This is a genomic window from Caenibius tardaugens NBRC 16725, assembly GCF_003860345.1.
GTDB classification, from domain to species: Bacteria; Pseudomonadota; Alphaproteobacteria; order Sphingomonadales; family Sphingomonadaceae; genus Caenibius; species Caenibius tardaugens.
Genome location: NZ_CP034179.1, coordinates 3,950,806 through 3,977,667 on the forward strand (window position 1 = coordinate 3,950,806; position 26,862 = coordinate 3,977,667).

General features: G+C 64.2%; 26 protein-coding genes. 15 read left to right on the top strand and 11 right to left on the bottom strand.

Going from position 1 to position 26,862, the window contains the following annotated elements; all coding sequences use genetic code 11:
* Window positions 1-52: 52 nt before the first annotated feature.
* A complete protein-coding gene (locus tag EGO55_RS18635; RefSeq protein ID WP_021690617.1) occupies window positions 53-493 on the top strand; it encodes a Fur family transcriptional regulator in 441 nt (146 codons plus the stop codon).
* A gap of 37 nt (window positions 494-530) precedes the next feature.
* Here the strand turns inward: EGO55_RS18635 and EGO55_RS18640 are convergent, their stop codons facing one another.
* A complete protein-coding gene (locus tag EGO55_RS18640) occupies window positions 531-1,157 on the bottom strand; it encodes a cation efflux transmembrane domain-containing protein (RefSeq protein ID WP_021690616.1) in 627 nt (208 codons plus the stop codon).
* Between the two features lie 69 nt (window positions 1,158-1,226).
* Here EGO55_RS18640 and EGO55_RS18645 point away from each other — a divergent pair, with 69 nt between their 5' ends.
* The 7 genes from EGO55_RS18645 to EGO55_RS18675 all read left to right on the top strand — a co-directional run bounded on the left by EGO55_RS18645 (window position 1,227) and on the right by EGO55_RS18675 (window position 9,859).
* A complete protein-coding gene (locus tag EGO55_RS18645; protein WP_021690615.1) occupies window positions 1,227-1,628 on the top strand; it encodes a MerR family transcriptional regulator in 402 nt (133 codons plus the stop codon).
* Between the two features lie 131 nt (window positions 1,629-1,759).
* On the top strand, window positions 1,760-2,434 hold the full coding sequence (locus tag EGO55_RS18650) for a response regulator transcription factor (RefSeq protein ID WP_021690614.1): 675 nt from the start codon (window positions 1,760-1,762) through the stop codon (window positions 2,432-2,434).
* Window positions 2,431-3,780, top strand: a complete 1,350-nt coding sequence (locus EGO55_RS18655; RefSeq protein ID WP_021690613.1) for a HAMP domain-containing sensor histidine kinase — start codon at window positions 2,431-2,433, stop codon at window positions 3,778-3,780. Before EGO55_RS18650 ends, EGO55_RS18655 begins: the two co-directional genes overlap by 4 nt.
* A complete protein-coding gene (locus EGO55_RS18660; RefSeq protein ID WP_021690612.1) occupies window positions 3,777-5,201 on the top strand; it encodes a TolC family protein in 1,425 nt (474 codons plus the stop codon). The genes EGO55_RS18655 and EGO55_RS18660 overlap by 4 nt, the downstream gene beginning before the upstream one ends.
* Window positions 5,198-6,187, top strand: coding sequence for an efflux RND transporter periplasmic adaptor subunit (locus EGO55_RS18665; protein WP_021690611.1), 990 nt, complete (start codon window positions 5,198-5,200; stop codon window positions 6,185-6,187). Before EGO55_RS18660 ends, EGO55_RS18665 begins: the two co-directional genes overlap by 4 nt.
* 4 nt (window positions 6,188-6,191) lie before the next feature.
* Window positions 6,192-9,272, top strand: a complete 3,081-nt coding sequence (locus tag EGO55_RS18670; protein ID WP_021690610.1) for an efflux RND transporter permease subunit — start codon at window positions 6,192-6,194, stop codon at window positions 9,270-9,272.
* Window positions 9,269-9,859 (top strand): cation efflux transmembrane domain-containing protein, encoded by a 591-nt coding sequence (locus EGO55_RS18675; protein WP_021690609.1) that lies wholly within the window; start codon window positions 9,269-9,271, stop codon window positions 9,857-9,859. The genes EGO55_RS18670 and EGO55_RS18675 overlap by 4 nt, the downstream gene beginning before the upstream one ends.
* A gap of 21 nt (window positions 9,860-9,880) precedes the next feature.
* Here EGO55_RS18675 and EGO55_RS18680 read toward each other — a convergent pair whose 3' ends face one another.
* Window positions 9,881-10,279: a hypothetical protein gene (locus tag EGO55_RS18680; protein ID WP_021690608.1), complete on the bottom strand. Its 399-nt coding sequence runs from the start codon at window positions 10,277-10,279 to the stop codon at window positions 9,881-9,883.
* A 142-nt stretch (window positions 10,280-10,421) separates the two neighbouring features.
* On the opposite strand from EGO55_RS18680, the gene EGO55_RS18685 reads away from it, so the two are divergent.
* The 7 genes from EGO55_RS18685 to EGO55_RS18715 all read left to right on the top strand — a co-directional run bounded on the left by EGO55_RS18685 (window position 10,422) and on the right by EGO55_RS18715 (window position 17,962).
* Entirely contained in the window at window positions 10,422-10,796 is a 375-nt protein-coding gene (locus EGO55_RS18685) for a hypothetical protein (RefSeq protein WP_210766575.1), read from the top strand.
* A 70-nt stretch (window positions 10,797-10,866) separates the two neighbouring features.
* Window positions 10,867-11,136, top strand: coding sequence for a hypothetical protein (locus EGO55_RS18690; protein WP_021690606.1), 270 nt, complete (start codon window positions 10,867-10,869; stop codon window positions 11,134-11,136).
* Window positions 11,137-11,274: 138 nt separating this feature from the next.
* Window positions 11,275-12,531 carry a TolC family protein gene (locus EGO55_RS18695; protein WP_021690605.1) on the top strand — a complete coding sequence of 419 codons (1,257 nt, stop codon included), beginning with the start codon at window positions 11,275-11,277 and terminating at the stop codon, window positions 12,529-12,531.
* Complete coding sequence (locus EGO55_RS18700; protein ID WP_021690604.1) at window positions 12,528-13,760, top strand: efflux RND transporter periplasmic adaptor subunit; 1,233 nt, start codon at window positions 12,528-12,530, stop codon at window positions 13,758-13,760. Before EGO55_RS18695 ends, EGO55_RS18700 begins: the two co-directional genes overlap by 4 nt.
* Window positions 13,757-16,891, top strand: a complete 3,135-nt coding sequence (locus EGO55_RS18705) for an efflux RND transporter permease subunit (protein WP_021690603.1) — start codon at window positions 13,757-13,759, stop codon at window positions 16,889-16,891. The genes EGO55_RS18700 and EGO55_RS18705 overlap by 4 nt, the downstream gene beginning before the upstream one ends.
* Entirely contained in the window at window positions 16,888-17,250 is a 363-nt protein-coding gene (locus tag EGO55_RS18710) for a copper-binding protein (RefSeq protein WP_021690602.1), read from the top strand. Before EGO55_RS18705 ends, EGO55_RS18710 begins: the two co-directional genes overlap by 4 nt.
* 196 nt (window positions 17,251-17,446) lie before the next feature.
* A complete protein-coding gene (locus tag EGO55_RS18715; protein WP_021690601.1) occupies window positions 17,447-17,962 on the top strand; it encodes a TlpA disulfide reductase family protein in 516 nt (171 codons plus the stop codon).
* 9 nt (window positions 17,963-17,971) lie between these two features.
* Here EGO55_RS18715 and EGO55_RS18720 read toward each other — a convergent pair whose 3' ends face one another.
* From EGO55_RS18720 to EGO55_RS18755, 9 genes are all read right to left on the bottom strand, one after another.
* The gene (locus EGO55_RS18720; RefSeq protein ID WP_021690600.1) at window positions 17,972-18,919 is read right to left on the bottom strand and encodes a hypothetical protein; all 948 of its coding nucleotides are present in this window, start codon (window positions 18,917-18,919) and stop codon (window positions 17,972-17,974) included.
* The gene (locus EGO55_RS18725; RefSeq protein ID WP_021690599.1) at window positions 18,916-20,298 is read right to left on the bottom strand and encodes a PepSY-associated TM helix domain-containing protein; all 1,383 of its coding nucleotides are present in this window, start codon (window positions 20,296-20,298) and stop codon (window positions 18,916-18,918) included. Before EGO55_RS18725 ends, EGO55_RS18720 begins: the two co-directional genes overlap by 4 nt.
* Window positions 20,299-20,303: 5 nt before the next feature.
* A complete protein-coding gene (locus EGO55_RS18730) occupies window positions 20,304-22,355 on the bottom strand; it encodes a TonB-dependent receptor (protein WP_021690598.1) in 2,052 nt (683 codons plus the stop codon).
* Window positions 22,356-22,390: 35 nt separating this feature from the next.
* Window positions 22,391-24,430: a TonB-dependent receptor family protein gene (locus EGO55_RS18735; protein WP_021690597.1), complete on the bottom strand. Its 2,040-nt coding sequence runs from the start codon at window positions 24,428-24,430 to the stop codon at window positions 22,391-22,393.
* A gap of 40 nt (window positions 24,431-24,470) precedes the next feature.
* Window positions 24,471-25,043 carry an SCO family protein gene (locus tag EGO55_RS18740; RefSeq protein ID WP_021690596.1) on the bottom strand — a complete coding sequence of 191 codons (573 nt, stop codon included), beginning with the start codon at window positions 25,041-25,043 and terminating at the stop codon, window positions 24,471-24,473.
* Entirely contained in the window at window positions 25,030-25,527 is a 498-nt protein-coding gene (locus tag EGO55_RS18745) for a copper chaperone PCu(A)C (protein ID WP_021690595.1), read from the bottom strand. The genes EGO55_RS18740 and EGO55_RS18745 overlap by 14 nt, the downstream gene beginning before the upstream one ends.
* Window positions 25,454-25,696 (bottom strand): hypothetical protein, encoded by a 243-nt coding sequence (locus EGO55_RS20630; RefSeq protein ID WP_156915570.1) that lies wholly within the window; start codon window positions 25,694-25,696, stop codon window positions 25,454-25,456. Before EGO55_RS20630 ends, EGO55_RS18745 begins: the two co-directional genes overlap by 74 nt.
* Window positions 25,693-26,247 carry a DUF2244 domain-containing protein gene (locus EGO55_RS18750; RefSeq protein WP_021690594.1) on the bottom strand — a complete coding sequence of 185 codons (555 nt, stop codon included), beginning with the start codon at window positions 26,245-26,247 and terminating at the stop codon, window positions 25,693-25,695. The genes EGO55_RS20630 and EGO55_RS18750 overlap by 4 nt, the downstream gene beginning before the upstream one ends.
* 76 nt (window positions 26,248-26,323) lie before the next feature.
* Window positions 26,324-26,731, bottom strand: a complete 408-nt coding sequence (locus EGO55_RS18755) for a DUF2946 family protein (protein WP_021690593.1) — start codon at window positions 26,729-26,731, stop codon at window positions 26,324-26,326.
* Window positions 26,732-26,862 lie beyond the last annotated feature (131 nt).

Genomic DNA, 26,862 nt, shown 5'->3' on the forward strand with positions numbered 1-26,862 from the left:
GGTAAACGGGCGGCTGTGATCGCTAACGTCGCCGCTCAGTCGGAGAACCTCGATGCATCAGAGGATTGATATCGAGGCGCTCTGCGATCAGCGGGGCCTGCGCATAACCGATCAGCGCAGGGTCATCGCGCAGGTCCTTTCGGATTCGAGCGATCATCCGAACGTCGAGGTGCTGCACAAACGGCCATCGGCGATAGACCCCGGCATTTCCATCGCGACGGTCTACCGTACCATCCGTCTGTTCGAGGAAGCGGGAATCATCGAACGGCATGATTTTGGAGATGGCAAAGCCCGCTATGAGCCCGCGCCAGACGCGCACCATGACCATCTGATCGACGTTGAAACGGGCAAGGTGATCGAGTTCGTCGATCCCGAGCTGGAAGCTCTGCAGCGCGAAATCGCGCAGCGGTTGGGTTATCGGTTGGTCGATCACAAATTGGAGCTTTACGCGGTCAAGCTTACGACTGGACCGCATGTCCGTGACCTCGAATGATCGCGATAGAAGAAGGGCGCCACTGCATTTGAACCCGTCATGTTGCGGCTTCCTGGAATTCCCGACCGGCGTGTCGAATAATTTGCACGCCACCACTGATGCCGAGCGTTGCAAGGATGGTCGCGACAATGAGATCGGGCCAGGCGCTTCCCGTTCCGAACACCCCCAGGGCAGCCGCGACGACCGCGATGTTGCCGATCGCGTCGTTGCGCGAGCAGATCCACACCGAACGCATGTTCGCGTCGCCCGTTCGAAAGCGGTAGAGCATCAGCGCGACGGTCGCATTGGTGGCCAACGCGGCAAAGCCGACCACGCCCATGGTAGCAGCCTCGGGCGAAGTGCCGATGATCGCTGCTCGGGCGGCGGTTACGAGAATCCATCCTCCGAGGACAGCCAGGGTAAGTCCTTTGGCGAGGGCCGCGCGAGACCGCCAGATCAATGGCATACCTGCAACGAGCAGGCTGATTGCATAGTTGGCGGCGTCGCCGAGGAAGTCCAGTGCATCGGCCTGGAGTGCATGGCTATCGGCGGCTGATCCGGCAAACATCTCAACACCGAACATCCCCGCGTTGATCGCGAGAGCAATCCACAGCGCGCGCCGCCAGCGTGGCTCGTTGAGCGCCTTTGTGCTGCCGCATGCGCTCTCGCAACAGTCACCGGCCAACCGTTTTCCCCTCGACAATCCGTGAGTCGGACACGCATATGCACCCTGTAGCAACTATAGGGTCAAGCCATGAAGATCGGGGAACTGGCGGCCACTACCGCAACGAAGGTAGAGACAGTTCGGTATTATGAGAGGATCGGCCTCCTGCCACCGCCTGGCCGCACGTCTGGCAATTATCGCAGCTACGGCATTGAGCATCTGGCGCGCCTATCGTTCATTCGCCGTGCGCGCGATCTGGGCTTTACGCTCGAGGCCGTTCGCGAGCTTCTAACGCTCGCCGATGACCAGGAGCGCTCCTGCGAAGCCGTGGACGGCATCGCCCGCGCACATTTGACGGAGGTGGACCGCAAGATCGCAGATCTCATGGCATTGCGCGGCGAACTCGACCGAGTGATCGGCTCGTGTAGCCGCGGCACGGTAGCGGATTGCAAGATCATCGACGCGCTGGCGCCGCGCAACCCCGCCCCCTAGGTGGCTCCGGCAATGCGGGAGCAGGTTGGGAATTTGTATCCCATGGCGTTCGATCAATGTGGCTATGTAACTTTCGGGGCGCCGATCCGGCTGTTCCATAAACACCGCGTTCGATGGGAATGCCTGAATCTATGCGTATCCTGCTTGCCGAAGACGACACGGATACTGCCCAGTTCATCGAGACCAGCCTCGGAGAGCTTAGCCATGTCGTGAAGTCGGTCGGCACCGGCGATGCGGCCTTGCGGATTGCCCGTTCGGAATCCTGGGATGTCATCATTCTCGATCGGATGCTGCCGGAGCTGGACGGCCTGACCCTGCTCAAGGCTGCGCGCAGCTGCGGCGTTACGACCCCCGTGCTCATGTTGACCGCGCTCGGCCGAATCGAGGATCGCGTTGACGGGCTCGATGCCGGTGCGGACGATTACCTGGTGAAGCCGTTTGCGCCGAGTGAGCTTGTCGCCCGTGTCCAGGCGCTCGGGCGTAGGTACACACAAAGCGAGATCGCCACAAAGCTTCTGGCCGGGCCGCTTGAACTGGACCTGATCGCCCGCGAGATCAGACGCGATGGGCGGCTCGTCCTGCTTCAGCCCCGCGAATTGAGGTTGCTCGAAGTGCTCATGAGACACGCTGGAGAGTTCGTCACCCGGGCGATGCTGCTCGAGGATGTCTGGGATTTTCACTTCGATCCGCAGACCAAGCTCATCGAGACTCACATGAGCCGACTTCGTGCCAAGCTCAACGAGGGTGGACTCCCCGATCTCATCGAAACCGTTCGTGGTTCCGGCTATCGGGTACGGGCGGTATGAAGTTCGGGCCGGGCAGCGCCGCCAACCGCATCGCGCTCTTGGGCTGGCTGATCTACGCGGCAGCGACCTTGCTGCTGGGTATCGCGGTCTATTTCGCGACCCACGCCGCCTTCTCGCGTCAGATCGACGAGCGGATCGAGCAGGCGACCTCCGCCCTTCTGATCGAGTATCACGATGACGGGGTCGGAGGTGTGCAGTCCGCGCTCGATCAGCAGGGGCGGAACAGGCCGATTGGTCTGGGCACTGCTTTGTTCGACGCCCGGGGAGCAAGGATTGCCGGTAACCTGGCAATCCCACTCACGGAGCCGGGCTGGCGCAACATCGTGTTCCACGACCCTGGTGAAGGGCGCGAGCAAGCGCGAGCCCAAGTGACCGTGCTCCCGGGCAACTATCGTCTCGTGGTTGCCGCCGACCTGGAGTCGTTAGAGACGATTGATCACACCATCCTGGCAATGTTCGGTGTCACGGTTGTCGTCTTGCTGCTGCTGGGCCTGGCAGGAGCCTTGTTGCTGGCCCGTTATCTGCATCGCCGTTTGGCGGGCATCGAGGCGACTTCTAGCGCTATTGTGCGGGGGGACTTCACGCGACGGGCCGGCATCGGCACCGCCGGAGATGAGTTTGACCGGGTGGCGCTTTCGCTCAACACCATGCTCGACCGGATAGCGGGATTGATTGCGAACCTGCGTCAGGTCACCGCTGGTCTGGCGCACGACCTGCGCACGCCGCTATCGCACCTGCGCAACCATCTCGAACGGATGCGCGGTGGCCAGGGACAAGCTGCTACCGGTGCGTCGATCGACGAGGCCGTTGCGCAGGCGGACAATGTGCTGGCCCTGTTCGACGCGATTCTGCGCATCTCGGAAGTCGAGGAAGGTAGCCTGCGCCGTGCCTTCAGTGCGGTCGATTTGTCCACGCTCGTATCGGAGCTGGGCGATACGCTTGTCCTTCTCGCCGAAGATGAGCGGCATTTTCTGCACGTTGCCGTCGGCGATGGCATCAGAGTCCAGGGTGATCGGGAATTGATTGCCCAGGCGCTCACCAATCTCGTCGAGAATGCGTTGCGGCATACACCGGAGGGATCGGTCATCGGTCTTCAGGTCCGGTGCGACGAGGGTGGCGCGCTGGTGACGGTCAGTGACAACGGCCCCGGCATTCCCGAAGCTGATCACGAGCGCGCACAGCAACGCTTCGTCAGGCTTGAATCCGCGCGCTCGGCTCCCGGCCACGGGCTCGGGCTGAGCATGGTGCGGGCCATCGCGCAGGCGCACGGCGCAACCTTCTCGCTCGGCGATGCTGGGCCGGGCCTGCGCGCCGAAATTCGTTTTCCAAAGAGGATCATCGCGTGACCGCGCAGACCCGCCAATCGCCGGTGACCGTTATCCGTCGCCGCCCGTGGGGGCGAGGCGCCGGGCTAACCGCCGTCGTGCTCGGGCTTGCCGGCTGCACCCACTATGCGCCGAATCCAATCAGCATTCCCAATACAGCAACTCGTTTTTCCGCGCGAAGCGCAGATCTGAATGGCGCCGTGAGCGCCTGTCGGACGATGGCGCCCCGCGCGCCATGCGACGCGGGCAATCCCGACAAGCTCGTGCTGTTCGAAGTGCTCCTCGCCAACAATCCCGCTGTTGCGATGGCTCGCGCCAGGGTGGCCAGCGCCGAGGCGGCGGCGCGCGCAGCGCATGCACCTATCGGCCCGACCATGACGCTGAGCAGCGAATATGCCGGCGCCGATCCCAAACCGTGGCTACTGGGCGTGGCCACCGATTTCCCGCTCGATACCGGCGGCCGCAGGGCATCGCGTATCGGATCGGCCGATCTGGCGGTAACGGCGGCGCGCTACGATCTCGCCGAGGCGATCTGGGCCGCGCGAATGGCACTTGTGCGCGCATTGGCCGACCAAATGGTGGCGGATCGACAAGGAACCGTCGCCAATCGGTTGCAGGCCTTGCAGGAGCGGCGGTTTGCCGTGCTCGAACGACGTGTCGCACAAGGCGAGGCATCACGCGCCGAACTTGAGCGGACCCGGGCCGACCTTGCCGACGCTCGCTCGCGCCTTGCGACCGCGCAAGCGAAACGGGAAGCCGCGACGGTCCAGATCGCCGCCGCGCTCGGCGTGCCACTCGATCAGGTACGGAAGCTCAGCGCAAGCTGGCCCGGCCTTGAAGCCCTGAGTCCGTTGGCAGCACTTGCGCCGGGCGATCGCTATTCGGCCTTGCTCGGCCGGGCCGATCTCCTGAAGGGCATGACCGCCTACGAACAGTCCGAGTTCGATCTGCGCGGCGAAGTGGCCAAGCAATATCCGGCGTTGAGCGTCGGGCCGGGGTTCAGCTGGGACCACGGGCTGGTCAAGATTCCGTTCAATGTGGGCCTTGCTTTACCCCCGCTCGATCTCAATCGCCGTGCGATTGCCGCCGCAGAAGCGCGCCGCAGCGAAGCGGCTGCACAGCTCGAAGCGCTTTATGCCGGGGCCGTCGCGGGGATCGATCAGGCCATGGCCGAAGCGACCGCGGCACGGCGCTCACTGAGCCAAGCGCGCGAACTGGACTTGCCGATCGCCACGCGGCTCGCTGCGCAGGCCGATCGCGAACTGGCGGCAGGAGCCATCGACCGGAACGACTGGGCGGCGGCGCAAGCCGGTCTCGAAGTGGCGCGCCTCGCCGAACTCGATGCGCTGGCGCGCGTCCTTGCCGCGGACTCGGCGCTCGAAGAGGTTCTCCGCCGCCCGCTGACAGGGCCGGAAACACTGATTGAAGGAGCAGGATCGTGAACGGGGGCAAGGGAGCGGCGCTGGTCGCCATGGGAGCGGCGGCGGGCGCATCGATCCTTGCGCTCGCGCTTTATTGGGCAGGCGAGCTTGGCGACAAGGAGAGCGACGCGGATCGCGACAAGCCGGTGGTGGTGGCCAGCCCCGACCCGGTTCGCGATCAGGCCCTGCGTCAGCGCCTAGGGATCGTGGTGGCGCCGCTCGCCGCCTGGTCGGGCGCGCAGCAGGCTGGCGGATTTGCCAAGGGACTCGATGCCGGAGCACTGGCCGCCATCGTCGCCGAGATCGACAGCGCGCGTGCCACCGCGGCTGCCTCGCAGGCCGAGGCGGCTCGGCTCGACGCGCTTTACCGCAACGATGTCAGTGCTTCACGCCGGGCGGTTGAAGCCGCACGGGCACAGGCCGCCGCCGATCTCGCCCGGCTGCGCCTGGCACGCCAGCGGATCGGCCTGGAATACGGGCCAGGGCTCGCCAGTTTTGGCGATGCGGCCTTGCATCAGCTGGTCTCCCGGATCGCGGCAGGCGATGCCGCACTGATCCGGATCGACGTTCCCGGCGTGCTGCTTGCCCCCGGCACGACCGTGCAGGTGCATGCTGGAGACCTCATTGCTGGCGCGCGCGTGCTCGGCGCGGCTGCGGCGGCGGACAGCAAGCTGCAATCCGCCGGCGTGCTGGCGGTCGTGAGCGGTCCTGCGGCACGCCAGGTTCTGGCGGGACGAGTCCTGGCGGTGCAGGCGGCGTCCGGTGGTTCGGTCTCCGGCGTGCTCGTGCCACGCGACGCCATCGTGCGCTATCAGGGACAGATGTGGGTGTTCCGTCAGGAGGGCGGAAAGTTCGAGCGCGAGGCGCTGATCGATCCCCAACAGGTGGAAGCAGGCTGGCTGGTGCGCGGCGGCCTCAAACCGGGCGAGACCATCGTGATCCACGGCGGCGCCGGCCTGCTGGCACTCGAAACCCGCCCGGCGCAGACCTCGGGCGAGGAAGACTAAGCCCATGCTCAATCGGCTCGTTCGCTGGTGCGTGGGCAATGCCTGGGTCGTCCTCGGCCTTGCCGCGATCCTGCTCACTTACGGCATCGTTGTCGTCGGCCGGGCGCGCTACGACGTGTTTCCGGAATTCGTCCCCGCGCAGGTAACGGTACAAACCGAGTCTCCCGGGCTGGTCGCCGAACAGGTCGAGGCGCTGGTCACTCGCCCGCTCGAGAACGCGATCAACGGCGCCAACGGCATCGAGACCGTTCGTTCGGAATCCTCGCAGGGCCTGTCGCTGATCAAGGTCACCTTCCGGGAAGGATCGGACCCGCTCAAGGTCAGGCAGATCGTGGCCGAGGCGCTCGCCAAGGTGTCGGGACAACTGCCGAGCGGCGTGGCGACGCCGACGCTTTCCCCACTGACTTCCTCGACGATGGACCTGATCAAGATCGGGCTGACGAGCGACAAACTCGATCAGCGCCAGCTCAGAGCGCTCGCCGAATGGACAATCAAGCCGCGGCTGCTCGCGACACGCGGCGTCGCGGGCGCGGTGATCTATGGTTCGGCAGACTCACGCTTCGAAGTGCGGGTCCGTCCCGAGGCGCTGGTGGCGCGGCAGATTTCGCTCGCGGATGTCTCGGCGGCGGTCTCGGCGCTGACCACCATGCGCGGGGGCGGCTTTGCCGAGACCGCGAACCAGCGCATCCTGGTGCGGCCGACCAACGGGCGGATCGACGCGGCAGCGCTGGGCAATGCGCTGATCTCCAGCGGTGGCGGGCCGGCAATCCGCTTGCGCGATGTCGCGGACATTGCCCTTGTTGCGGGGCCGCAGATGGGCGACGCGCTGATCATGGGGCGTCCCGGCGTGCTGGTCTCGCTGTTCAGCCAGTACGGCGCCAATACACTCGATGCGACGCGGGCGGTCGAGGCAACGCTTGACGATCTGCGCCCCACGCTCACCGCACAGGGCGTTACCATCTATCCCGCGCTGCATCGGCCGGCCAACTTCATCGAAACCGCGCTGCACGGCATGTCGATCGATCTCATCATCGGCGCGGCGATGATCGGCTTCATCCTGATGGCGTTTCTGCGCGACCTCCGAGTCGCACTGATCGCCTTCCTCGCGATCCCGCTGTCGCTGCTCGCCGCCCTGATCGTGCTCGATCTCCTGGGGCAAACGATCAACACCATGACACTGGGCGGGCTGACGGTGGCGCTCGGTGTGGTCGTCGACGACGCCGTGGTCGATGTCGAAAATATCGTCCGGCGCTTGCGCGGGACGAGAGGCGGGGACCGTCAGAAGATCATTGCCGAGGCGAGCGTCGAGGTGCGCGCCCCGGTGGTTTATGCAACTTATGTGCTGGCGCTGACCATCGCGCCGATCCTGTTCCTGACTGGTCTTCAGGGAGCGTTCTTTTCTCCCCTAGCGCTCGCGATCCTGCTGGCGGTGATCGCCTCGCTGTGCGTGGCAATCACCCTGACCCCGGCGCTCGCGTACCTGTTGCTTGCCCGCACAGAGCCGCACGACGAGCCGGCTCTGCTGGTTCGCGCCAAGGCCTGGCATCGGGGTTTTCTGACCCGCGTTTGCGGTAGGCCTTCGCTCGTGCTCGGCGCGACAGCGATAACCGGCCTCGTCGGGATCCTCGGCCTGCTGGCGTTCGGCGGCGAGCTTTTGCCAGCGTTCCGCGAGGGGCATTACGTGCTGAAGGTCAACGGCCCGCCCGGAGCCTCGATTGGCTGGATGCGCGAGACCGGCACCAAGCTGTCGCGCGATCTCATGGCCGTTCCCGGCATCGCTACCGTCGAGCAGCAGATCGGGCGCGCCGAGGCGGGCGAGGATCCGTTCCCGCCCAACCAGAGCGAGGTTCACGTCGAACTCAAGCCCGGCGGCGCCCACGCCCAGGAAGCAGCTCTCAATGCAATTCGCCGAACGCTCGGTAACTATCCCTCGCTTCAATCCGAAACCCTGACATTCCTCGGGGACCGGATCGGAGAATCCTTGTCGGGTGAAACCGCGCAGTTCGCCGTTAGCATCTACGGTGCCGACCTTGATACGCTCGACCGGGTGGCGATGCAGGTGGCCGATGTCGCGGCCCGGGTTCCAGGAGCGGCCGACGTGCGGGTGAAGTCACCGCCAGGAACACCGGTCCTGACCATTGAACTCGATCCCGCGCGCATGGCCGCCCATGGCGTCACTCCGGCCGATGCCAACGACGCGATCGAGATCGCCAATCAGGGCCATGTCGCAGGGCAAGTTGCTGAGGCCGACCGGGTGACCGATGTCGCTGTGATCCTGCCGGCCGAGCTGCGCCGCGATCCCGAGAGCGTCGGAAACATTCTGGTGCGCTCGGCCGACGGTTCGTCGGTCAGGCTCGCCGATATTGCCACGATCTATCTCGAAGAGGGTCGCAGCAGCGTCAATCGCGATGGCGGCCAGCGCCGCCAGATCGTGACGCTCAATCCGACCCGCGCCGATATCGCCGGCTTTGCCCGCGACGCGCGCGCGGCGATCGCGGCCAAGGTCAAACTGCCGGCCGGGGTAACGCTCTCCTATACCGGCGTCGCGGAGGGGCAAGCCGCCGCAGCGCATCAGGTCATGCTCAATGTGGCCATCGCTGCGGTCGCGATCGTCGGCCTGCTCGTCCTTGCTTTCGGGGGGCTGCGCTCAGCGGTGTTGATCCTAGCCGGAACGCCGTTCGCACTGGTCGGCGGGGTTGTCGCGGTGGTCATGACCGGCGGGGTGCTATCGCTCGGCGCGTTGGTCGGGTTTGTCACGCTGTTCGGCATCGCTGCGCGCAATGCGATCCTGCTGGTCTCGCACCTCGATCACCTCGTTCAGGAGGAAGGCGAGACCTTCGGCCTGGCGACCGTCTTGCGGGCTGCGGAGGAGCGCGTAACCCCAATCCTGATGACCGCGCTGGTCACCGCGCTCGGCCTCCTGCCGCTCGCGCTCGAAAGCGGGCAGGCTGGCCGCGAGGTGCAGGGACCGATGGCGCTGGTCATTTTGGGAGGGCTTGTTACCTCCACCATCATGAGCCTTTTGTTGTTGCCGGCATTGATCCTGAGGTTCCGTCAATCCCACACTTTGGGAGAGTCGGGATGACCAGCAACGCAGTCAGGCGCGCGATTGCCGTCGTTGCTCTGCTCAATCTTGCCTATTTCTTCGTGGAGGGCACCGTTGCCCTGCGCATCGGATCGGCCTCGCTGCTTGCCGACAGCGCGGACTTCTTCGAGGATGCAGCAGTCAACTTCCTGATCCTGATGGCCTTGGGCTGGACCACGCTCGCTCGCCGAAGGGTCGGACACATGCTGGCTCTCATTCTTCTACTGCCCGCAATCGCTTTCCTGGCGACCTTGTGGACGAAAGTCACAAATCCCCTCCCGCCCGATGCCTTCAGCCTGTCGATCACCGGGCTCGGTGCTCTCGTCATCAATCTCGGGTGCGCATTGTTGCTGGTTCGCGTGCGTCACGTCCATGGCAGCCTCACCCGCGCGGCCTTTCTGTCGGCCCGCAACGATGCTGTTGCCAATATCGGCATCATTGCGGCGGGTCTGATCACGCTCATTCTCCCCTCCGTATGGCCTGATATTGTTGTCGGCCTCGCCATCGCCTGGATGAATCTGGACGCGGCAAAAGAGGTGTGGGAGGCTGCGCGGAACGAGGGAGAAGGCCTCGATCCCGAACCTTGAATATGTGAGGGGACTCAAACGTCAGCGCGTCGGGGGTGTGACCGGCTCGATTGTGATTTTCGTGATTGAGGCGGAATTGGCAGCTCGCAAATAGGCCATGAAATAGGCCAAGCGGAACCTTCGGCTCATGAACGCACCCCACGGCGCGTCAGTGATTGCAACGACGTTACCTGAATTGTCGAGGCCAACGACATGAAGATGACCGGGCACCGGACCGGCATAGCCATTTGTCCTTCGCACGTCGCCACCGACTAGAATGCCATCCGTCTTCCGGCGAGCGGTCGCGCGGACGATAACGATCTCGGTATTGGCGGAGAACTGGATAGGGCCGCGAAAGGCTGGACCGTTGGCACAGCCTTGGCAAAACGCGATGATTGCCAGCAAAGGCATGGATCGGAGGGGCGAGCAAATTTGCTTCATTCGGGCATCCTATCGGCCCTGCGATCTCTATTGAAGCGAGAATGCCGGGCAGATTGTCTCGTCGAATATTTACGAGGGACAAACCATCGAGCCGCCTTCGCAACGCCGAATTGACTGTTGAACGATCCGGGCCGATAAGGACATGATGAAGCGCTGGTTATCCTTGGCTCTGCTCTTGGGAGCACTGCTTGGCCTCTTGGGCCAGGAAGCCGCGTTTGCGCATATGATGCCGGTCGAGAAGGCTGAGCAAGCAACGGCTATGGCGCAGATGAGTCCCGAATGCGCGCAAATGATGGGGCTCGCCAAGCAACAACCTGAATCCGGGACGCCGTGCAAGGGCATGACGCCCGAATGCATCGCCAAGATGGGCTGCGCCGTGCCTCTCGCGCTGCTGCCTCCCTTTGCTTCCGGTGTATCGCGAGAATTCCGCGAAGACACTCCGCCGCAGATGCCCGTATCGCCACTTGTCGGTCGCGATACCGGTCCCGAGCCCGAACCACCCGCACGCCTTGGCTGAACCCTAGCGGTGCGCGGCGAACCCTCATGTTCGCCGCGTGCCTCCACGCAGTTCAACCAAGGAATTTCACATGAAGACGTTTCTCACGCTTGCCGCTGTTGCGGCGGCCCTCGCAGGCGCATCCGCTGCTTCCGCTCACGATAACGCCGGCGGCCATTGGGAATGGCAATTCCGTCCCACTTTCGGACCGAACAAGTCGAACCGTCCTTCGCAGGTTCGCGTCTGGGTCAAGGACCGCAGCTCCGAAGTCGCGAATTGCAACTGCGACATGATGAAGATGAGCGTGGCCGATTGCATGATGGACATGCGCGGCAAGGGTAAGGCTCCTTCGGCCGGCTAAGGCGATTGCCTGGCCGATAGCCGATAATAAACACGGCCGGGCGCGTGGCGCCGGCGGAGAATGCCCCCCTTCGCCGGCGCCCGTTTGTCGAGGCAGTGTTTCGGTATTGGCCATGGCTCTCCCGATCAGGAGACTCCCATGCGATCAATTGTGCGCTTGATGGTTCTGGCGCTGCCATTCGCGGCGATCCCGTGCGTGGCGCTGGCCGAACCAATGACGTTCGATGCCGCGCTGGAGCGCGCTGCACGCGAGGCGCCGTCGCTTGCAGCAAGCACCGCTGGCGTTGATGCCACACGTTCGGCCGCGATTGCCGCCGGACGGCTACCCGATCCCACAATCGACCTCGGCGTGCAGGGGTTTCCAGTTTCCGGTCCCACCGCCGGGAGCTTCACCCGCAACGACTTCACCATGACAACCATCGGCCTCAGCCAGCAGTTTCCCAATCCGGCGAAGCGCCGAGCCCAGCGAGAACGCGCGCAGGCGGATATCGGCGTTGCCGAAGCAGGAGTTGCAATCGAGGCACAGAATGTCCGGCTCGAGACCGCACTTGCCTGGGTCGATCTTTATTATGCCAAACGGCGGCTCGCGCAGTTGCAGGTTCTCGATCAAAGCCTCGGCGATCTCCAGGCGACCGTCGCCGCAAGACTGGCTTCCGGCTCGGCGCGGCCCAGCGCGGCGCTCGAACCTGACCAGTTGCGCGCTGCGGTGGGCGACCGGCGTAGTGAACTCACCGCCGACGTCGCCAAGGCACAGGCGAGGCTGGTGCGCTACACCGGCGATCCACAGGCTGACGTTTTTGGCGATCCGCCGTCACTGGAAGTCGATCGTGCCCGGCTGATGGCGGGAATATTCGCGCTGCCTCGCCTGAAAGCGCTTGATGCCGGCGTCAGCGCGGCGGAGGCGGACACCGAACTCGCCCGTGCCGACAAGCGGCCCGACTGGCGCGTCAGCACCTCCTATGGCCGCCGAGACCCTGCGTTTGGTGATCTCGTGTCTGTCGGTGTCAGCATCGACCTGCCGCTCTTCGCCAAACGGCGCCAGGACCCGAAGATCGCCGCGCGCGCCAGCGAAGCCGAGCAGGCCCGGCTGATGCGCAGCGCGGGGGAACGCGAATTGGTCGCCGCGCTCGATGGCGATCTCGCCGACCATATGATGCACCATCAGCGGCTGATGAATGCGCGAAATACACTGGTGCCACTCGCCAAGCGCCGCGCCGAGCTCGACATGGCGAGCTATGCCGCCGGCAAGCTCGATCTCGGCAGCGCGCTGCTCTCGACGCTGGCGCTGGCCGAAGCCGAGGTCGATGCGCTCGCGCGGGAAGCAGATGTCGCGCGCGACGCGATCCGGATCAATTTCACCTATGGGCCAATTACGGATGAGGGGGTGCGGCCATGACCTGGCACGCGAAACAGGCCGCGCGTTGGGGCGCGAGTGTATTGGCAATCGCATTGGTTGCGGGTGGCGGCGGCTATTGGATAGGCCAGCGCGGTCTGACAACTGCGGCGGGATCGGCCCAAGCGGCACGCAAGATCCTCTACTGGTACGATCCGATGGTGCCTGCCGAGCACTACGACAATCCCAACTCGCTCTCGTCGATGGGAATGAAGACCGTTCCCAAATATGCGGACGAAGCGCCCGCCGTGAATTCGGCGCCGGGGGTCAGCATCGACCCGGCCGCGCGGCAGAATCTCGGCCTGCGGGTCGTCGCCGCCGAGATCGGCAGCTTGCCGTCTTCGCTTACGGTAACCGGCACCATCGACTTCAACCAACGCAATGTGGCGATCGTCCAGGCGCGGTCGGGCGGGTTCGTCACCCGCGCCTATGACCGCGCGCCGGGCGACGTAGTCGGCGCGGGCGCTCCGATCGCCGATATCCAGTTGCCCGAATGGGGCGGGGCGCAGGGTGAGTTTCTCAGCGTGAAGCGGCTCGGCAGTCCCGAGCTTACCGCCGCCGCAAGGCAGCGATTGCGGCTGCTCGGCATGTCCGAGGGGCTGATCGCGGAAGTCGAACGCACCGGGCGGACCAGCGGCACCATAACGATCACCTCGCCGATTGGGGGCGTGATCCAGACGCTCGACGCCCGGGCAGGTGTCACATTGGCGCAGGGCCAGACACTGGCGCAAGTGACCGGTATCGGCACGGTGTGGCTCAATGCCGCCGTGCCCGAGGTGCAGGCGGGCGCGGTCAGGATCGGCCAGAGCGCCAGCGTGACGCTGGCCGCCTTTCCGGGCGAGACTTTCGCGGGGCGGGTGATTGCAATCCTGCCCACCGCGCAGGCCGAGAGCCGCACGCTGACTGTCCGCATCGAGCTTGCCAACGCGCAAGGCCGCCTGCGACCGGGCATGTTCGGCAATGTCATGCTGGGCGACGGCGGGGGTCAGGCATTGCTGGTCCCGAGCGAGGCGGTGATCCGCACCGGCGCGCGGACGCTGGTGATGCTGGCCTTGGCCGACGGCCGCTATCGTCCGGCGGAGGTCCGCACTGGCCGGGAGGGCGGCGGCAAGACCGAGATCGTCGCAGGGCTCATCCCTGGCGAGCAGGTTGTCGCTTCGGGCCAGTTCCTGCTCGATTCCGAAGCCAGCCTGACCGGCATCCCGGCGCGCCCGATCGGAGGCGGCAAATGATCGCGGCCATCATCCGCACCTCGGTCAGGGGGCGCAGTCTGGTGATTGCGGCGGCACTGGTACTGACAGCAATCGGAGTGGCGGCAGTGCGCACCACGCCGGTCGATGCGCTGCCCGACCTGTCCGATGTGCAGGTCATCATCCGCACCAGCTATCCGGGCCAAGCGCCTCAGATCGTCGAGAACCAGGTCACTTACCCCATCGCCTCGACCATGCTCTCGGTTCCAGGCGCGCGGGTGGTGCGCGGCTATTCGTTCAGCGGCGACAGTTTCGTCTATGTGCTGTTCGACGATGGCACCGATCTCTACTGGGCGAGGAGCCGCGTGCTCGAATATCTGAGCCAGGTGCAGAGCCGGCTGCCGGAAGGCGCGAAAGCCTCGCTCGGGCCGGACGCGACCGGAGTGGGTTGGATCTACGAATATGCGCTGGTCGACAAAACAGGCGGGCACGATCTTGCCCAATTGCGGAGCTTGCAAGACTGGTTCCTGCGCTTCGAACTGAAGACTGTGCCCGGTGTCGCGGAAGTCGCCAGCATCGGCGGCATGGTCAAGCAGTACCAAGTGCTGGTCGATCCACAGAAGCTAGCGGCCTATGGCGTCACCGCCGATCAGGTGGCGGAAGCCTTGAAGCGCGCCAATCAAGAGACTGGCGGTTCCAGCGTCGAGATGGCGGGCGCGGAATACACCGTTCGCGCCAGCGGCTACCTGAAGACGCTCGACGACTTTCGCGCCGTGCCGCTGCGCACCGCGGCGGGCGGGATTCCAGTCACGCTGGGCGATGTCGCGACGGTCCAGGTTGGCCCCGAGATGCGGCGCGGAATTGCCGAACTGAACGGCGAGGGCGAAGTCGCGGGCGGGGTCATTGTCATGCGCCAGGGCCAGAATGCGCGCGCGGTGATCGAGGGTGTCCGGGCGAAGCTCGAGGAGCTCAAGAAGAGCCTGCCTCCCGGTGTCGAGATCGTTCCGACCTATGATCGTTCGGGGTTGATCGACCGTGCAGTCGAGAATTTGAACCACAAGCTCATCGAGGAGTTCGTCATCGTCGCGCTCGTCTGCGCGCTGTTCCTCTGGCACGCCCGCTCGGCGCTGGTAGCGATCCTGACGCTCCCCTTGGGTATCTTGATCGCCTTCATTGTCATGCGGCTGCAGGGGCTCAACGCAAACATCCTGTCATTGGGCGGCATCGCCATTGCCATCGGTGCGATGGTCGACGCCGCAGTGGTGATGATCGAGAATGCCCACAAGCATCTCGAACGCTGGCATCAGGCAAATCCCGACAGTGAACCGGACAAGGCGACACGCTGGCTCACCGTCACACTTGCGGCCGAGGAAGTCGGCCCGGCACTGTTCCTCAGCCTCCTCATCATCACGTTCTCGTTCCTCCCGATCTTCACCCTGCAAGGACAGGAAGGCCGCCTGTTCGCCCCGCTCGCCTTCACCAAGACTTACGCGATGGCGGCGGCGGCGTTCCTCTCGATCACGCTGATCCCCGTGCTGATGGGACTGCTGATCCGGGGGCGGATTCCGAGCGAGGAAGCCAATCCGGTCAACCGCTGGCTGGCGCGTCTCTACCAGCCCGTGATCGACTGGGTGCTGTTTCATCCCAAGCGAACGCTGGCCGCTGCCGCGCTGGTCTTTGCGACGACGCTCTGGCCGCTTGCCCAAGTCGGCGGCGAGTTCATGCCGCAGATGAACGAGGGCGACCTGCTCTACATGCCCTCGGCACTGCCAGGGCTTTCCGCTGCCGAAGCCGGGCATCTGCTTCAGCAGACCGACCGCCTCATCAAGACCGTGCCCGAGGTCGAGAGCGTGTTCGGCAAGGCCGGCCGCGCCGACAGTACGACCGATCCCGCTCCCTTGGAAATGTTCGAGACGACGATCCGGTTCAAACCGCGCGACCAGTGGCGCCCAGGCATGACGCCGGAAAAGCTCGTTGATGAGCTGGATGCGCGGGTGAAGGTGCCGGGGCTCGCCAATTTCTGGATCCCCCCGATCCGCAACCGCATCGACATGCTGGCGACCGGGATCAAGAGCCCGATCGGTATCAAGGTGGCGGGTTCCAATCTCGCCGAAATCGACGCCACCGCCAGGCAGATCGAGCAGGCGGTAAGGGGTGTGCCCGGCGTCGCCTCGGCGCTCGCCGAGCGGTTGACCGGCGGGCGCTACATCGATGTCGATGTCAACCGCGCGGAGGCGGGCCGCTACGGCCTCAACGTCGCCGATGTCCAGTCGGTGGTCTCGGGCGCAATCGGCGGCGAGAGCGTGGGCCAGACGGTCGAGGGACTGGCGCGCTATCCGATCTCTGTGCGCTACCCGCGCGAGCTGCGCGACAGTCCGGACAAGCTCGCCAACCTGCCGGTGCTGACGCCCTCGGGCCAGCAGATCACGCTTGGCACCGTCGCCACTGTCCGGATCAGCGATGGTCCGCCGATGCTCAGAAGCGAGAACGGCAGGCCGGTCACGTGGATCTACGTCGATGGCCGCGACCGCGACATGCAGGCGCTGGTGGGCGACATCAGCCACGCGATCGCGGCCCAAGTCAAACTCCCGCCCGGCGTCAGCGTTTCCTACACCGGCCAATACGAATTTTTCGTCCGCGCCAAGGAACGGATGAAGCTCGTCATCCCGGTGACGCTCGCGATCATCTTCGCGCTGCTTTACCTCACCTTCCGCCGCTGGGACGAAGCGCTCTTGATCATGGGTACGCTGCCATTCGCGCTGACCGGCGGGCTGTGGCTGCTCTACCTGCTCGGCTACAATCAGTCGGTGGCGAGCGCGGTCGGGTTCATCGCGCTCGCCGGCGTCGCTGCCGAATTCGGCGTGGTGATGCTGATCTACCTCAAGCAGGCCTTGGAAAGGCGCGAGGATGGCGATGTCGCCGCAGCCGTCCGTGAAGGCGCGCTGCTGCGTGTGCGCCCCAAGGCCATGACGGTGGCGGTGATCCTCGCCGGTCTGTTCCCGGTCCTGGCGGGCGGCGGCACCGGCTCGGAAGTGATGAGCCGGATCGCCGCGCCCATGGTCGGCGGCATGCTCACCGCGCCGCTGCTTTCGATGCTGATCATCCCCGCAGCCTATCTGTTGATGCGCCGCAAATCCCAACCCCACGTTCAACCTGAAGGAGAAGTGCAATGAAGAAGACCCTGATGATTGCGTCGAGCCTGGCACTGGTGGCCTCGCTTGCTGCCTGCAAGAAGGCCGAGCAGCCGGTCGCCGCCATGGCGGCAACTACCGACCATGCCATGGACAAGATGGCGGCAAGCGCTGCGCCCAAGACCGGCACTGGCGAGGGCAAGGTGATCTCTGTCAATGCCGCAACCGGTGCGATTTCGATCCAGCATGGCCCGATCAAGCAACTCGGCTGGCCGGGCATGACCATGGGGTTCACCGCCAAGCCTGACCTGCTCAAGGGGATCGCCGTCGGCGACAAGGTCGCATTCGAGATCAAGGGCACTGGCGAGAATTACGAGGTGACGTCGATTCACAAGGAGTGATCTTCGGTGAACGTGATGGGCTGGACCGGCGCCGATGCGCGTCAGGCCAGCCTATCGCGTATTTCCAGTTGTGCGGATGGCCGCGAAGCCGAGATGTTCTTGCGTTCCCCACCTCTGCGAGGACGTGCCTGGGCAGATGATCCGACCTGTTGGACGCGGCATTTACAATCGCGCCGATCTTCGCCAGCAGGAATGAATGCGCGCGCCCTTTATCCCCATTGCCATCTTGATCGCCAGCTTGCTGTCGCTTTGCGGCGCCGTGGTCTTCAGCGCTGTGGAGGCGGCAGAGCCTGCCACAATTTCCGGACGAACGATTGCAGGCAACTCCTTCGACGTGAAAAACGACACAGGCCGCGTCGTTATCGTCAATTTCTGGGCAACCTGGTGCCTGCCGTGCCGGGCGGAAATGCCCGCGCTCGATAGCTATTACCAAGCCCATCACGCCGCCGGGATTGAGATGGTCGCCATTTCGATGGACGATCCGAGCAAGGCGCAAACCGTCAGAAGCGTCGCTGCGGCTTTCCACTTCCCGGTGGCGCTGGCCCGCGATGTCAGAATTCCCGGCGCATACCGTCCATCACAACTCCCGGTGACGCTGGTGTTCGGCCGGGATGGCAGGCTGCGTTTCGACAGTCGCCGGGTGCCCGGTCTGATGACGCAGGCCCAACTCGACCGCATCGCCGGCCCGCTTCTCGCCGAAGCAGGCCGATAGGGAAGGGGTTCACATCCGATAGAGCAGGCCGAAGGAAAGCGTATATTTGGGTGCGAGCTGATAGCCGTTGACATGGTTGTAGAGCGGCAGTTGCACGATCCCGTAGGCCGAGATGTGCGATGAGAGATTGGCCGAAAGACCCGGCGAGAGATAGAGTTGCTCGCCGCCGCTGTTCTCGCGGTCCGAATTGATGCCGCTGTCCTTGGCCGCAAGACGCAGGTTGAGCTGCAACTGCGGCGTGATGCCCTTCCAGCCGGTATAGTTGACGCCGGCCGAGAATGTGCCCGCGGCACCCGGCTTGAAATCCTCCCGCGAGGTCAAGGGCACGTCGCCCTGGGCCTGGAGGATATAGTCGAACGCGCCGGAAAGCTTGCCGAAGTGATAGGCACCGACAGTCAAATCCGTCGTCCCGGTCCCCGGTTGTAAGCCGCGATCGACTTGCCCACCTGCTGCGGGGCCAGTGCGGAAGTTTTGATGAAATCCGCCGGTCGGCAATTTGAGGCCCAATTGCACGCCGGTGATGCCGGCGCCACCGAACCCCTGAAAGCGCACGCTGAACCGGGCATCGCCAAGCCCGTTGGTGCGCGAATAGCTCTGGTCGGTATCGCCTTCCGCGATTGTCCGGTGCGGACGCAGGACGAAGGGTAGTTGCGCGTTGACCGCCCATTTGGCGTTGAAGGCGTGATCGACGCTCAGCGTCAGATATTGGTTGTAAGTGTTCTGCTCGATTTCGCGGGTGGTTGGCAGCGGAATCGTGCTGCGGTCGACGACATCGGTTCCGGACCTGAGTTCGGTCTGCGGAACATAGTCGTAGCGCAGCCCGATGGTCGTGCCCGGTTGCGCCACCAGGCCCTGGCTGAGCCAGTCGGAGGTCAGGTTGCAGCCGCAGCTCGAGCAGGCAAAGGCCGGGGTGGCCGTGAGCAAGGCAATCGGCAAGGCAATAAGCATGTGTTTCATGGGATTTTCCTTTGATGGTTTTGAATAGGAATGCCCAGCCACGCCCCAAGGCGTGGCAGGCGGGGAAGAACGAGGCGATCGAACAGCCAGAGCAGGATCAGTGATGCCGCCAGCAACGGCAGCAACGCCGCGAGCAGCAGCACGATTGCGACCACCCCGCCTATCTTCGCGGGTACGGCGGGAGGCGGTGGGGCGCCGAGCTGGCCTTCGGGTTTGCGCCTGCGCCACACGACAAAGCCGCTGACCATCAGCGTGACGAGCGCTGTGGCGGTGAACAGCCCGATGAGTTGATTGGTCCAGCCGAAGAGCTGGCCCTCATGCCATGCAACGCCATATCCCACCGCGCGGTCGATCGGATGCTTGTCGGCAAAGCCGGAGCGCGAGACTTCGCGGCCCGTGCCGGCATCGAACTGTACGGTGACGCGCAGCGGACGGTCTTGCGTGTCCGACTTGACCGTCCACCTGTCGGCGCTGGCGGGCGTTTCCCAGTCCGAGGCGCCCGGCGGTCGGATCAGCACCGGGTAGGGCAGGTTCAGCGGCACGGCCTTGGCGATGATCGTGGAGATCGGAACAGTCGACGATCCGGCTGGCATGTCCATACCTACCATCGCCATGTGCTGATGCGCGTCGTGCCCGGCAGTGGCGGGCACCTTCCCACCAATCGTCCAGTCCTGTGGGCCTTTGACAAGGCCAAGTTCGGCCCGAACCGCCGCGAAAGCAGATCCCCATACAGCAGCCCACGGCAAGCCTGTCACCAGCAGGACAAGCGCGAAGCCGCTGACCCAGAAGCCGGTAACGGCGTGAATATCGCGCCAGAATGTCCTGCGTCCCAGTCGCAGCCGCGGCCAAACAACGCCCGCCGGCCCACGCCCGCCCCCCTGATCCTTGGTCGGCCACCACAGGAACAGGCCGGTGAGGATCATGACGATGGCCCAGCTTCCCGCCAGTTCGACTAGCCACGAGCCTTTCTCGCCCATCAGCAAAGTGCCGTGAAGCTTGAACACCAGATTGGTGATGCGCCATTCGGGGTCGAGGTCGCCAACGACCCGCCCCTGGGGCGAGACGAAGACATCACGCGTGGCCCCGTCTCGACGCCGGACGCTTACGAGGGCCGCATCGCCTTCGCTACGCGGTAGCCGATAGCTGTCGAGCGTTGCACTGGGCCAGGCCGCCAGTGCACGCGCCACCTGTTCGTCGCCGCTCACCCGGTGCGCGGTGGGAAGATCGCGAAAGCTGCGCTCCTCCCACCGGTCGATCTGCGGCTTGAACAGGTAGATCGAGCCAGTGATCGCGAGCCATAGAATGAAGGGCATGACGAACAGCCCGGCATAGAAATGCCAGCGCCAGATCGTGCGATAGAGGTGCGCGCGAGTGTCCATCGGGCTCAGTCCAGCTTCACGCGGACGCCGACGGTGGCGGTCAGCGGCGTGCTCAACCGGCGCGGTTCGAACCCGTTGTTGTCGGCGATATAGCGATTATCGAACAGGTTCTGCACCTGGACGAAGGCATTGAACCTGTCCGTCAGCGGGTAGCTCGCGGCAAGATCGACGACGACATGCGCGTCCACCGGCAGCGTGTGGTCATTGTCGCCGTAGCTTTTCGAGAACCAGCGCAATTGCGGCGTGATCGTCAGGCCCCGCGGGCCGGTCCAGGTGATCGAGCCGGTCAGCTTGTGCCTGGGAATCCCCATTTGCTGGAGGCTGATGCTGGCGGGGTCGAGCGCGTTCTCGGTGATGATCGATTCCGCAAAGGTGTAGCCCGCGTTCAGCGACCAATGTGGGCTGGGTGTCCAGCTCGCTTCGGCTTCGACGCCCCTGCTGCGCGCCGCTCCGGCGTTGATGTTGCGCGAGCCGAAGGCAAAGCCCGGCGGCAGCTCGCTGTCGTCGAGATTGCGGTAGGTGAGCAAGTTGCGGATGGTGTTGGTGTAGAGCGTCACCTGTCCGCGAAAACCCGGACGGGTATAGTCGAAGCCCACTTCTGCACCCTTGAGCGTTTCCGGTTTTAGAGAGGCATCGGAATAGAAAATCCCTTGAGGCACCGAGACGGTGCGATAGAGGTTGTCCATCGTCGGCGCGCGAAAGGCCGAATAACCCGCCGCGCGTAAGGCGAAGTGAGGGGTGACCGCATAGCGCAGCGATACGCGCGGATCGACGCTGGTAGTGCGCTGCGAGGGCACATTGCCGAGCAGCCCGCCGGGATTGCCATCGTAGCCGTCGTAATTGAGGAACGACTGATAGCGCACACTCGCCAGAATCTCGAGCGCCTCGACCGGCCGGATACTCGCCTGCGCAAAGCCGCCAAGGAAGCGCTGCTTGCCCCGACCAATGTCGGTGCGCAGCCTGGTGCCCGTCTGGTCGAAAATGTCTGCATCGTCTTCGCCGCTGATGCCGTGATAATCGACACCCAGCGAATAGCTCCGCAACACGCCTGCGAGTGGCTGTGACCAGACCAGCGACGCGCCGGTATCATGCACCCGGCTGAAATGGCGGTTCTGGATATATTCCGCCGCATTGGCGGCAAAGCCATCGGGTGTCCCCGCATTGTCCGTCCGGAACAGGCCGTCGGTGTGAAACACCGTGGCGGTCAATGTCGCGCCCGAGGCGAATGTGCGCGTCACGTCGCCCGAATAGACCCAGTTGTGCTGCTTGTTGGATTGAAGCTTCGTCGAGTAATGCTGCTGATCGTTGTCATGATAGACCACGCGGGTATGGGCGGTGAGGTCTGCGCCAAGCTGGAACGTGCCGCCAAAGGCGATATTATGCGCAGTGAACGGCGTCGCGACAGTGATCGGCCCACGTTCGGCAGGCAGCGTTTCATTATAGCCATCGGTATGGTTGGTATCGGCATCGAGCGTGAATTTCACGGCATCGGAGACGACATAGGCACCGTTCGCGCTGGCGCGATACGTGCCGTACATCCCACCACTGGCTTGCAGCGCCAGCGTGGTTTTGTCGGGATCGCGGCTGAGGATGTTGATGACCCCGCCCATCGCATAGTTGCCCCACAGCGTCGCGCCGCCACCGCGCACGATCTCCACCCGGTCGATTGCTTCCAGCGGGGCACGTCCCCATTGGACCGTGCCGAAGAACGGATCGTTGAGCGGGACGCCATCCAAGAGCACCAGCGCCCGGATGCCGCCAAGGCCGCGCATCGAAATGGTGTCCGCGGTGGGGTGGATTTCCCCTGACGAGGCGATCGGCAGATCGACCGACGGCACGCGTCGCAGGATGTCATCCAGCGATTTGGCGGGTGTGGCTGAGATCCGGTCTGCGTTCAGGACCGACACGCTGACTGGCACGTCTTCGACGGAGCGTGCGGAACGGGTCGCGGTCACGACGATGTCGTCGCCAGAACCTTCGGTGGCTTCCTCGGCATGGGCGGTTTGGACGGCGGCCGCACCCAATACCGTGGCCATCGCAATGAGAGACGATTTCATGACGTATTGCTTTCGATGAGTTTCGGTGATGCGGCTCAGAAGCGCGCGTGGACGCCAGCGAACACGGCCCGGCCGATGCCCGGATTGAAGAGTTCCGAACTCGCGCTTGCCGTTCCAGCAATCGCGACGGTCGAGATGTAGTGCTTGTCTGTGAGGTTGCGGCCTTCGAGATAGACCGACCAGTGCTTGCCGATGTCGAAGCCGGCCTTGAGGTTCAGCAGCGCATAGGGATCGACCGTCAGCGTGTTGGCATTGTCGGCAAAATAGTGCCCCGACGCCCACTCGACATTCGATCCCACATAGAAACCTGACGGGTGCTTGTAGAGCAGCTCGGCCCGCAGATAATGCCTCGGCACGCCCGGCAGGCGATTGTTGCCATAGGTCGCGTCGCCATCGAAGAGGAAGTCGCTGTAGGTGTAGGCGGCGGTAAGTTCCAACTTGTCGCCAGACGCCGAGAGCGGGATGTCCGCGTTGAGACCTGCCTCAATGCCCTGATGCACGGTGCGACCAGCGTTAATGATGCTGCATGCGCTATACGGTCCGGTGGTCAGGCATTGCAGCTCGTTCCTGAGCTCGGAACGGTAGAGCGCAATGTCCCAGCCAATCCCGCCGCTATGGCCGCGCGTTCCGAACTCGTAGGTCGTGGCGCGCTGCGCCTTCAGGTTCGGATTGGTGACGACATTCGCATCATAGCTCGGGACTTCCCCACTGCGCGAGACATTGGCGAAGACCTGAATGTCGGGACGGGCATCCCAGAGAATGCCGAACCGCGGGCTCCACAAGTCGTAACTTGGTTTGCCGGACTGGTTGCCATCGGAGAGGAAGCGGTCGCGCCGCTCGCGGCTCGCGTGCAGATATTGAACGCCGGCGATGAGGGACAGGTTCGGCCGAACGTAAAGCGAATCCTCCGCATAGAAGGAGAGATTCTTCGGCTTGTCGACCATCGAGGTCGTGAGCGCGCCCTTGGTTGCGGCGATGTTGACATACTGGTTGGTGTCGATCGTGCCGTTTTGCAGATTTGCCCCGACGATCAGCCGGTTGCGGATGCCGTCCAGCGAGCGATCGTCGGTGGCACGCACGAAGCCGCCATAGTCATCGACGGTATAGTCCAGATACTGGTAGATCGGGTGGTCGACGTGCCGGTGGTTGTAGAACAGACCCAGTTCCACGACCGTATTGTCGAGGCGCAGCGTTGTCTTGTTGGAGACCCGGATCGAGTCGACGTTACGCTGCTGGTCCAGATAGACCCAGTAACCGTTCGCGTCGCGCGGCTTGTTCAGGGCATCGCTCTTGGTCACTTCGCCGGGGATGCGCTGGTTGGTGCTGGCGGCGGTAACGTAGAAGCGGGTCTCGACGTTGGACGAGATCCGATATCCGATGTTGAGATTTCCGCGCAGGGCATTGCCGTTGCTGTGGTCGCGATAGCCGTCGTTCCGCTGGGCCGACACGGTCGCGAAATAATCGAGAGGGCCGGACACACCGCCTGTGCTGGCCTGGCCCTTCACATAGCCGAAGCTGCCGCCGTCGATCCGCGCGTCCAACCTAGAGGTGTCTCGTCCCGTCGGCGTGACGAGGTTGATTGCGCCGCCCAGCGCATTCGAGCCGTAACGCAGGGCATTGGCCCCCTTGAACACCTCGACATAGCGATAGGCGCTGGGGTCGATTTCGAAGAAATCCATCAACCCATCCGACGTGTTCATCGGTACGCCGTCGAGGTAGACCGCGATGCCGCGAATACCGTAGGCACGCGACAAGCCCGAGCCCCGAATGGCGACACGGGCATCGTCGCCCATGCGGGGCTGGACGATCACACCCGGCACATAGCCGAGGATATCCTTGATGTTCTGCACGGGCGTGTTCTTGAACGCGGTGTCCGGCACGACCTCGACACCGCCAGCGGTGCGCTGGATGGTGGCCGTCGCCTGCGCCGTGTCGGGCGTGGCGGTGACGACGATCGTGTCGGACACCGATACCCCTGAGCCGGCCGCCCCAGAGTCCGCTGCCCCCGCGTCCGCCGCCATGGCGGGCGTTGCGGCGATCGAGGCCAAGGCCACGGCGATGAGTGATGATTTCATGATATACCCCCTGAATTCTATTCGAATGCTTTTTGCTGTTTCAGCCGATGAGACGCTTGAGCTTGGCGAGCGCCATCTGGTCGCTCTCGTCATGGTCGATGGTGGAAACGAAGGTGCCATCCCGATCCATGAGGTAGACCGAGGCCGTGTGGTCGATCGTGTAATCGCCGCCCGGCTGGGGCACGCGCTGGTAGAAGACCCCGAAATTCTTCACGGCCTGGGCAAGGTGCTCCTTGTCCCCGGTCAGTCCGATGACGGGCGTGCCGAAGAGGGCCACATAGCGGCCCAGGTCCTCTGGTTTGTCATGTTCGGGATCGACCGAGACGAAGACGATGGCAAACTTGCCGCCATCCGGTCCGAGCTGCTTCCTGAGCCGCGCCATGCGCGCGAGCGTCGTCGGGCAAACGTCGGGGCAGCGGGTGTAGCCGAAGAAGATCGCATAGGGCTTGCCCTTGAGACTGGCGCTGCCCACGGTGTGGCCATCGGGCGCGGTCAGTTCGAATGGCCCGCCGAATGCAGTCGGCGCGTCGGGCTGCGAACTGCTGCACGCAGCAAGGCCTGCCAGTAGCAGGGCCGCAAGCCCCACCCTGATCCGGCGATCAACGCGGCGCATGATCGCGATCCATTGCGGGCATGCCGGGATTAGCGGTCATGGACTGGACGGCAAATTCCACGCGCACCTGTCCGGCGCGCTGGAATTGCAGGGTGACAGGAACCGTCGTGCCGGCCTGGAGCGGCGCCTTCAGCCCGATGAACATGAGGTGATAGCTGCCTGGCCGCAGTTCGACACTGGCGCCCGCCGCAATGGGAAGGCCATCGACCAGGCGGCGCATCCGCATGATGCCGCCGTCCATGCTGACGGTGTGGATCTGGACTTCGGCCGCGATCGGCGTGGTGCCGCCGATCAGCCGGTCATCGGCCTTGCCCTTGTTGGTGATGACCATGAAACCGCCGCCGGTCGGCTGACCCTGCGCGGTCTTGCGCGCCCAGGGATGCGCCACCGTGATGGCCCCGCTCACATAGTCACGTGCGAGCAGCGGTGCCGCGATCGCCAGCGACAGGCTCGATGCGACAATCGCGTGATGAAAGGCTTTCATGAGAGTCCTCCGAGGAAATGAGCTGATTGGAAATGTCGATGGGAGTGGTCGCCTGCAGCGCGGCATCGCCGGCGCGAAAGGCAAGACAGAGGCCGATGGCGATCCAGGTCCGTCTGCGGAACCGTTTGAAGGCTCCGGCCTGGCCATCGCTGAGGGTGAGAGCGCTCATTGACCGCCTCCACGCACATGGGCGAGGGCGGCGCGGATCAGCGGTGCGATGCGGGCGCGTTCCGTACTATCGACACAGCGGCCGATCTCGATGCTTTGCCAGTGGTAATGCAGCATGAGGCGAACGTCGAACGGACCTTTGCGTAGTTCCTCGATCCGCGTCCAGTGGCTGGGCAAGGTCGTTACCTTGCCGCGGTGGTCGCGGATCGTCAGCCGGTCGAAGTCGATCTCGATCGTTTCCGAAGGCACCGGCTGGCGCTGGAATATTTCGAGCGCCAGCAGCAGCGATGCCATGCCGACAAGCACGGCGATCGGCACCAGATAATGGCCGCGCATGGCGGGCGCGATGGTGGCGGCACAGGACAGGCCCAGCATCGACAGCAGTGGCAACCGGCCCGATGCGGGGAAGGATGAGCGGTTCTGCTGCACATGGAGAGCAAAGGGGACGGTTATCGATGTCAGCCTGGCCCTGGCGGCATCGCCCTCGATCGACCTTGGCGGCGCAAGGTCTTCGAATCGCCGCCCTTCCGGGCAGCGTAAAAGAATATGCATGGGGATTTTCTCCGGCTGATCCGGAGCGCGCGACATAGGCGCACACCGGACACTTCCGACAATTCAGTTCAGAATGTCAGAGTGCAGCCGGTGGTCCGCGCAGCGGCGGACGGAGAAAATGAGGCCGGCCCCGCAGGACCGGCGTTGTGGGCGCGAAACCGAGCGCCAGAATGAAAGCGAGTGCGAGCGCCAGCAGCGGCGTATCGGCGCCGCCAAGCGCGCCCATGGTCAGCGACGAGAAGGCGCAGTGGCCGCCATCCTTGCCCTGGGACTGGCCATCGTCATGCGACTTACTATCCATGGGGATGGTCAGCGAGACAGCCTTGTGGGTGACACCGTCGAGACAGAGCTGAACGGTGAAGGTCTTCGAAGCGCCGCCGACCATATAGCCCTGCGGGACCAAAGCCTTCACGCACAGCGCCAGCGCCACCAGCAGGATGGCGAATGTGCGATGATCGCGCAGGAAGGCTCGAACAGTGCCCATTACCGGGCGCCCTTAGTTACTTTGTCGCCGCTTGTCATCGTTCTTGGACAAACCTTGGGCAATTTGACCAAGGAACGGCTTATCATAACCGCCGTTTTTCCAGCTTTCGCGCCAGTGTGAGGCGGTGCAAG

Bases quoted from the DNA above. Each gene is read 5' to 3' on its own strand.
- EGO55_RS18740 (WP_021690596.1), bottom strand. From the start codon at position 25,043: ATGCGCCGCGTTGATCGCCGGATCAGGGTGGGGCTTGCGGCCCTGCTA.
- EGO55_RS18705 (WP_021690603.1), top strand. From the start codon at position 13,757: ATGATCGCGGCCATCATCCGCACCTCGGTCAGGGGGCGCAGTCTGGTG.
- EGO55_RS18710 (WP_021690602.1), top strand. From the start codon at position 16,888: ATGAAGAAGACCCTGATGATTGCGTCGAGCCTGGCACTGGTGGCCTCG.
- EGO55_RS18635 (WP_021690617.1), top strand. From the start codon at position 53: ATGCATCAGAGGATTGATATCGAGGCGCTCTGCGATCAGCGGGGCCTG.
- EGO55_RS18670 (WP_021690610.1), top strand. From the start codon at position 6,192: ATGCTCAATCGGCTCGTTCGCTGGTGCGTGGGCAATGCCTGGGTCGTC.
- EGO55_RS18680 (WP_021690608.1), bottom strand. From the start codon at position 10,279: ATGAAGCAAATTTGCTCGCCCCTCCGATCCATGCCTTTGCTGGCAATC.
- EGO55_RS18650 (WP_021690614.1), top strand. From the start codon at position 1,760: ATGCGTATCCTGCTTGCCGAAGACGACACGGATACTGCCCAGTTCATC.
- EGO55_RS18690 (WP_021690606.1), top strand. From the start codon at position 10,867: ATGAAGACGTTTCTCACGCTTGCCGCTGTTGCGGCGGCCCTCGCAGGC.
- EGO55_RS18645 (WP_021690615.1), top strand. From the start codon at position 1,227: ATGAAGATCGGGGAACTGGCGGCCACTACCGCAACGAAGGTAGAGACA.
- EGO55_RS18720 (WP_021690600.1), bottom strand. From the start codon at position 18,919: ATGAAACACATGCTTATTGCCTTGCCGATTGCCTTGCTCACGGCCACC.
- EGO55_RS20630 (WP_156915570.1), bottom strand. From the start codon at position 25,696: ATGAGCGCTCTCACCCTCAGCGATGGCCAGGCCGGAGCCTTCAAACGG.
- EGO55_RS18745 (WP_021690595.1), bottom strand. From the start codon at position 25,527: ATGAAAGCCTTTCATCACGCGATTGTCGCATCGAGCCTGTCGCTGGCG.
- EGO55_RS18655 (WP_021690613.1), top strand. From the start codon at position 2,431: ATGAAGTTCGGGCCGGGCAGCGCCGCCAACCGCATCGCGCTCTTGGGC.
- EGO55_RS18755 (WP_021690593.1), bottom strand. From the start codon at position 26,731: ATGGGCACTGTTCGAGCCTTCCTGCGCGATCATCGCACATTCGCCATC.
- EGO55_RS18675 (WP_021690609.1), top strand. From the start codon at position 9,269: ATGACCAGCAACGCAGTCAGGCGCGCGATTGCCGTCGTTGCTCTGCTC.
- EGO55_RS18735 (WP_021690597.1), bottom strand. From the start codon at position 24,430: ATGAAATCATCACTCATCGCCGTGGCCTTGGCCTCGATCGCCGCAACG.
- EGO55_RS18700 (WP_021690604.1), top strand. From the start codon at position 12,528: ATGACCTGGCACGCGAAACAGGCCGCGCGTTGGGGCGCGAGTGTATTG.
- EGO55_RS18695 (WP_021690605.1), top strand. From the start codon at position 11,275: ATGCGATCAATTGTGCGCTTGATGGTTCTGGCGCTGCCATTCGCGGCG.
- EGO55_RS18750 (WP_021690594.1), bottom strand. From the start codon at position 26,247: ATGCATATTCTTTTACGCTGCCCGGAAGGGCGGCGATTCGAAGACCTT.
- EGO55_RS18725 (WP_021690599.1), bottom strand. From the start codon at position 20,298: ATGGACACTCGCGCGCACCTCTATCGCACGATCTGGCGCTGGCATTTC.
- EGO55_RS18715 (WP_021690601.1), top strand. From the start codon at position 17,447: ATGCGCGCGCCCTTTATCCCCATTGCCATCTTGATCGCCAGCTTGCTG.
- EGO55_RS18685 (WP_210766575.1), top strand. From the start codon at position 10,422: ATGATGAAGCGCTGGTTATCCTTGGCTCTGCTCTTGGGAGCACTGCTT.
- EGO55_RS18730 (WP_021690598.1), bottom strand. From the start codon at position 22,355: ATGAAATCGTCTCTCATTGCGATGGCCACGGTATTGGGTGCGGCCGCC.